Origin of the sequence: Daejeonella sp. (genome assembly GCF_044232565.1) — a bacterium.
Lineage (GTDB): Bacteria > Bacteroidota > Bacteroidia > Sphingobacteriales > Sphingobacteriaceae > Daejeonella.
This window is the reverse complement of record NZ_JBIILQ010000166.1, coordinates 1-6,304: the sequence shown is the minus strand read 5'-3', so window position 1 is coordinate 6,304 and position 6,304 is coordinate 1. Positions and strand designations below refer to the sequence as shown.

General features: G+C 36.0%; 7 protein-coding genes. 4 read left to right on the top strand and 3 right to left on the bottom strand.

Annotation, left to right across the window (positions count from 1 at the left end):
• Together ACILQF_RS09430 and ACILQF_RS09425 are read right to left on the bottom strand one after the other, a co-directional pair.
• Positions 1 to 350, bottom strand: a 350-nt coding sequence (locus ACILQF_RS09430) for a hypothetical protein (protein WP_395627161.1), incomplete at its 3' end; no start/stop codon positions are given.
• Between the two features lie 38 nt (positions 351 to 388).
• Entirely contained in the window at positions 389 to 1,057 is a 669-nt protein-coding gene (locus tag ACILQF_RS09425; RefSeq protein ID WP_395627160.1) for an N-acetylmuramoyl-L-alanine amidase, read from the bottom strand.
• A 121-nt stretch (positions 1,058 to 1,178) separates the two neighbouring features.
• On the opposite strand from ACILQF_RS09425, the gene ACILQF_RS09420 reads away from it, so the two are divergent.
• From ACILQF_RS09420 to ACILQF_RS09405, 4 genes are all read left to right on the top strand, one after another.
• Positions 1,179 to 2,405 (top strand): heparan-alpha-glucosaminide N-acetyltransferase domain-containing protein, encoded by a 1,227-nt coding sequence (locus tag ACILQF_RS09420; protein ID WP_395627159.1) that lies wholly within the window; start codon positions 1,179 to 1,181, stop codon positions 2,403 to 2,405.
• Positions 2,406 to 2,590: 185 nt separating this feature from the next.
• The gene (locus ACILQF_RS09415) at positions 2,591 to 2,899 is read left to right on the top strand and encodes a DUF485 domain-containing protein (protein WP_395627158.1); all 309 of its coding nucleotides are present in this window, start codon (positions 2,591 to 2,593) and stop codon (positions 2,897 to 2,899) included.
• A gap of 24 nt (positions 2,900 to 2,923) precedes the next feature.
• Entirely contained in the window at positions 2,924 to 4,498 is a 1,575-nt protein-coding gene (locus ACILQF_RS09410; RefSeq protein ID WP_395627157.1) for a sodium/solute symporter, read from the top strand.
• Between the two features lie 58 nt (positions 4,499 to 4,556).
• The gene (locus ACILQF_RS09405) at positions 4,557 to 5,771 is read left to right on the top strand and encodes an aminotransferase class V-fold PLP-dependent enzyme (RefSeq protein WP_395627156.1); all 1,215 of its coding nucleotides are present in this window, start codon (positions 4,557 to 4,559) and stop codon (positions 5,769 to 5,771) included.
• Between the two features lie 67 nt (positions 5,772 to 5,838).
• Here the strand turns inward: ACILQF_RS09405 and ACILQF_RS09400 are convergent.
• The coding region (locus ACILQF_RS09400; RefSeq protein WP_395627155.1) for an L-lactate permease at positions 5,839 to 6,304 on the bottom strand (466 nt) is incomplete at its 5' end.

Genomic DNA, 6,304 nt, shown 5'->3' with positions numbered 1-6,304 from the left:
TGTTCATTTTGTTTATCCTGACCCAGGACTATATTTACATATTTTTCGGCTGCCGAAAAATCGTTGTTTAAAATGAGGTAATTAGCGAGTAAGAGTTGTTGCTCTGGACTTCCTTTTTTTAATGAATGTATACCCTTCAATGCCTCTTGCCACATACCTAATTCCAGCATTCGCTCCAAAACCAATGTTTGGCTTCCAGAATGATTTAAAAACTTTAGGCTTAATTCTTTTTTTGTGTTATTCAACTCTTTTTTGACCAATTCAATATTATCAGGATTGATGGTTTGGGCCTTTAGGAGTGTACAATTTAAAGAGACTATTATGGTAATCGCTATTAAAATTCTATTCATTTTGTGGGATAATTAAGGATGATTTAATGTAAATTCAGCTATTTCTTAATCGCACCTTTTATATTAAGATCCTTAATTCTTTCTCTTATTTTTATCATAAATTCATCTCCAGGATCGCTTTTTACTGTTAAATAATTGGGGTCTGTTTCTTTAAACAAAGGATGCCCAATAAAGCTCTGATATTCATGATGCCCAATCACATATTCAATATTGTATTTCTTTTTTAAATAACGAATTAAGGCTTCATTGGCATCTAATTGCTCCTCCGTTAATAATGCATTGCTACCACCCACATTTTCAACACCAATAGCACAATAATTCAAGCCAATTACATGGCGTGCAAAAGCGGTTTCTGGGAGTTGTCTGAAGATCATGCCGTCGCGGTCAACTAAAAACTGTGCGGCAACGTTCAAGCTACTGGCGCTAGCGATACCTTTTCTAGCTCCAGGAAGTATTGCAGGATTCATTGCATCGAACGATTGCTCTAATGTTGCTATGGCAGTCCAATGTAAAACAATCATCCTTGGGACAATTGTAGCTGAATCTTGAATAATTCCATGCCTATCCCTTAAATATTCAATGGATAGTTTTTTTCGCTCTGCATCAAAAACTACCGGTTTATTAAAGGTTCTGAAGGTTTGTGCATAGCTGAATCCTGAAAATAAGATCAATCCGAAAAGGAAAATTGATTTTAGACTGTATATCATATTTATTTTATTCTAATTTTCATAAATGTACTAATCTTAGGTTAATTGTTTGATTGATATTACTATTTTAGATTCATAGAATTCCATACTTTTTATTCTAATTTTTCATTTTTTAATTCAAATGATGCTCGCCATTTCCTCAGAAATAAAAACCCAAGCCAATAAAAATTTGGCAAAGCGTATTGATTCAATTGACATACTTAGGGCAATTACCATGGTTCTGATGATTTTTGTGAATGATTTTTGGACCCTTAGCAATATTCCAGATTGGCTGAAACATGCTCCTCGTGGTGAAGATGGAATTGGCTTTTCTGATGTAATTTTTCCAGCATTTTTGTTTATCGTGGGACTTTCACTGCCTTATGCTATTGAAAAAAGAAGAATAAAAGGCGAGTCTTCCCCTCAAATTCTTAAACATGTTTTATTTCGAACCTTTGCGCTATTAACAATGGGTGTTTTTTTAGTCAATGGGGAAAGCATTCATCCAGATGCAAGTGGAATTAAAGCTGGAACATGGTTTCCAATGGTTTGTTTGTGCTTTCTCTTAATCTGGAATAATTATTCAGAAAAAATAAGCTTTGTTTTAAGATCTATCCTCCAATACGCTGCGATTTTTATTTTGATTTTACTCGCTTTTATTTATCGAGGTGGCGAAAATGGGAATATTCGTTTTGAAACGCATTGGTGGGGCATACTCGGACTCATTGGTTGGGCTTATTTAGCTTCGGCTTTAATTACTGTATTTGCAAAAAACAATGGATATATTCTATTGGTCGGATGGATCTTCTTTTGCACATTAAGTATCCTAAATAAGGCAAATTTAATCCCCAATTCCATTTTCTTGGATTACTTGCCTGGAACAATAAAGGGCGGAACATTAGTGGCACTTACCATGGGTGGGGTATTATCTTCTTTTATATTTAGGCATTATGTTCAAAAAAGTGCCAATTTGAAGCTAAGCCTTGTTTTTATACTATCCTCTATTGTATTAGTTGCGCTTTCCCTTATCACTCGGCCCTATTGGGGCCTTTCAAAATTAGGGGCAACGCCGGCCTGGTTGTTTTTATGTTCAGCATTAACCTTAATCTTGTTCACCTTAACTTATTGGATTGTTGATGTTTGGAAGAAGTCTAAATCTTTTAATTTTATTAAATCAGCAGGTACAGATACCCTTTTATGTTATCTAATTCCCTATTTCTTTTATGGAATTTATGAATTGACTGACTTTCATTTGCCTGAACTAATTACAACTGGATGGTTAGGTTTAATAAAATCATTGCTTTTTGCATTGTTATGCGTGTTTATTACTAAGAAATTAAATAATAGTGGTGTTCGATTAAAAATTTAATTTATAATCCTTAATTTTTAGGTGATTGCGTAACGTTTTTGTGGTTTTTTAAAAGATTGTTTATGAATTGTAATAATTCATTTTTTTTTCATAGAATTATAGAATGATAGGTCATTGTTAAATTGATTCTTTTTTGAGCTGATTAATTTTAATTTACATCATTATAAATCAATATTTTATAAATTATGAATAGTGCTAAAACACATGAAATTCTAGAAAGTACCGAATTTAAAAAGCTAGTAAAAACCAGATGGAATATTTCATTGGCATTTACGTTTGTGATGTTGTTTGTTTACATAGGCTTTTTATTAGTGGTCGCCTACAATAAAGAGCTTCTTAAAATGCCATTGGGTGATTCAATAAATCTGGCCATTGTTGTAGGCTTAGGAATCATTATCTTCTCATGGTTAATTACGGGTCTGTATGTGTATTGGGCAAATAATTACTACGACTCCGATGTTAATGAAATCAAAAAAAAGTTAGAACAATTTTAATAGCTATTCTTAATTTATATGTCTTTGAATTTACTTCTTCAAATTAACTCAAGCGGTACAGCCTCCACCTTGGGTACCGCAAATCCGGTATCGATAGCGATATTCTTCCTTTTTGTGGCAGTTACGCTTTATATTACCTATTGGGCAGCAAAAAAAACAAAAACAGGCTCCGAATTTTATGCTGCTGGACGTAATATATCAGGTTTTCAAAACGGATTAGCCTTAGCGGGCGATTATATGAGTGCGGCTTCTTTTTTGGGTATCGCAGGGATGGTGGCAACAAAAGGTTATGACGGACTTATTTACTCGATCGGTTTTCTTGTTGGATGGCCATTAATCATGTTTCTTGTTGCAGAGCCATTGAGGAATTTAGGTAAGTACACTTTTGCAGATGTGGTTGCATTTCGACTTAAACAAAGGCCTATTCGTATTGCAGCCTCTGTAGGTTCTTTATTAACAATTTCTTTTTACCTGATTGCACAAATGGTAGGGGCAGGTAGTTTGATTAAAACCTTATTTGGGCTTGATTATGAAATTGCAGTTGTTGTTGTTGGCGTAGTTATGACCATGTACGTATTATTTGGAGGCATGCTTGCCACAACTTGGGTTCAGATTATAAAGGCAGTTTTGCTTTTGTCGGGCGCCACAATTTTGGTTTTATTGGCACTTGCTCAATTTAATTTTAGTCCGACAGAGCTTTTCCAATCCGTAAAAACACAATATGGAGCAGATATGCTAGCTCCAGGAGGATTTATTACCAATCCATTTGATGCTTTATCTCTAGGCCTGGCCTTGATGCTTGGAACAGCTGGCTTGCCGCATATTTTGATGCGTTTTTACACGGTTCCAGATGATAAGGCTGCACGAAAATCAGTATTTGTTGCGACTGGTTTTATAGGTTACTTCTATATTTTAACATTTTTTATTGGTTTTGCAGCGCTGGCTCTAGTTGGGAAGGATGCCATAGTAAGTTTAGATAAAGGGGGAAACATGGCGGCTCTTCTTCTTGCAGAAAATACAGGTGGAAGTGCTTTTCTTGGCTTTATAGCATCGGTAGCTTTTGCCACTATTTTGGCAGTTGTTGCTGGATTAACGCTATCAGGTGCCTCTACCATATCACATGATTTGTATGTTCATGTGATAAAAAAAGGTGTTTCTGATGAAAAAGGTGAAATTAAGGTCGCTAAGCGGGCAACAATTTTCCTTGGGATTCTTGCAATTGCCTTAGGATTGATGTTTAAAGGTCAAAATGTGGCATTTATGGTGGGACTAGCCTTTTCAATTGCTGCAAGTGCAAATTTTCCAGCATTATTAATGTCCATCATTTGGAAGAAATTTACTACAAGGGGTGCTGTTTGGTGCATGGTTACTGGTGCGACTTTATCCTTGGCTTTAATTGTGATTAGTCCTACGGTTTGGGTAGATATTTTAGGAAACCAAGAAGCTATTTTCCCTTTAAAAAATCCAACCATTGTCTCAATGACGGCTGCATTTATCGTTGGTATTATAGTTTCGCTTGCAAAACCAGAGAAAGCGGCCTCTGATTTGTTTGAAAGTGAAAAATTAAGAACTTACCTCGGACATGGATCCGAAAAATAATTGATGCCTGTCTGTTTTATCAGATTAGATTTTTTTAAAAAAATATATAATTTAAATTATGAAACGTAGAGACCTACTCAAAGGTTTAACAGTTCTTCCTTTAGCGGGAGGAGTGTTTTCTGGCACAAGTGCAAGTGGTGCAGAATTAGCAAATGTAGCTTCAACAGCAGCAAAAAGAGATTTGTTTAAGGAATTAGGTATCCGGACCTTCATCAATGCTAGGGCAACGCTTACTTTTATGACAGGCTCTTTAATGCAGCCGGAAGTTATTGATGCAATCAATAATTCTTCTAAAAGATATTGTATGCTTGATGAGTTACAAGATAAAGTTGGTGCTAAAATCGCTGAATTGTGTCATGCCGAGGCAGCAACTGTGACTTCAGGAGCTTTTTCAGCCATTATGCTTGGTACTGCTGGAGTTCTTTCGGGTTTGGATGCTAAAAAGGCAGCCATGATTCCTCATTTGGAAGGTTCAGGCATGAAAACTGAAGTGATTCTGCAAAAAGGACATGATATTGGTTATTATCAAGCCATGAAAAACTGTGGTGTTACCATGGTCTGGGTTGAAACTCGTGCAGACTTAGAAAAAGCAATTAATGAAAAAACGGCTATGATGGGTTTTATGAATTGTAATACCAATCAAGGTCAAATTAAACATAAGGAATGGCTTGAAGTTGCTAAAAAGTATAAGATCCCTACATTGATTGATATAGCAGCTGATGTTCCGCCAATTGAAAATTTTTGGAAGTTCAATGATATGGGCTTTGACTTGGTTTGTTTATCGGGAGGAAAAGCAATTCGTGGTCCGCAGAGTTCTGGCGTATTAATGGGTAAGAAAGATTTAATCGCTGCAGCTCGTTTAAGTGCTTCACCAAGAGGTAGTACCATTGGTCGTGGTCACAAAGTGAATAAAGAGGAAATTCTTGGTTTATACGTGGCGATTGAGAAATTTATTCGTACTGGAGAAGAGGAATGGAATTTTTGGATGAAGCAAATTGCGCATATTGAAAATGCGGTTAAGGATATTAAAAGCATTAAAACTAGAGTATTTGTTCCAGAACTAGCAAATGCAACTCCGAATCTAGAAATTTCTTGGGATCAAACAGTGATTAAAGCTACGGGACAAGAAATTCAAAAAAGATTAAGTCTTGGTGAACCAGGAATTGAACTAAATGCTGGTAAAAATAATATTTCACTCGTTACCTTCATTATGGTACCTGGCGAAGAAAAAATTGTTGCTAAGCGTATTAGAGAGGAATTATTAATTGGATAAGATTAAATAATATTTCGAAATAAAAAACCTGATCAATTTTGATCAGGTTTTTTTATGATACAATATTCTATTTCACCACCATATTTGAAAATGGTATGACATAAGCTTGCAGGAAAACAAATAGTCCCACGAGTGCCGCAAGCGCGATACTATGGAAAAATACATACCTTAATATTTGTCCCTCATGCCCATACCAGTTGGTTGCGGTACTAGCAACAACAATACTTTGTGCATCCACCATTTTACCCATAACACCGCCAGAGCTGTTTGCTGAGGCCATCAAAATGGGACTCACATCAGTTTGTTTGGCAGTAATGGTTTGTAAACTTCCAAAAAGCACGTTGGAGGCTGTATCTGATCCTGTTAAAGCCACACCTAGCCATCCAAGCATAGTTCCAAAAAATGGGTATAGAACTCCTGTTTTTGCCAAGGCGAGCCCTAAGGTTGCATCTGCACCCGAATATTTGGTGACATAGCCTAGTGCAAGCATTGCTGCGATGGTAATTAAAGAAAATCGAACTCGCCATAGTGTT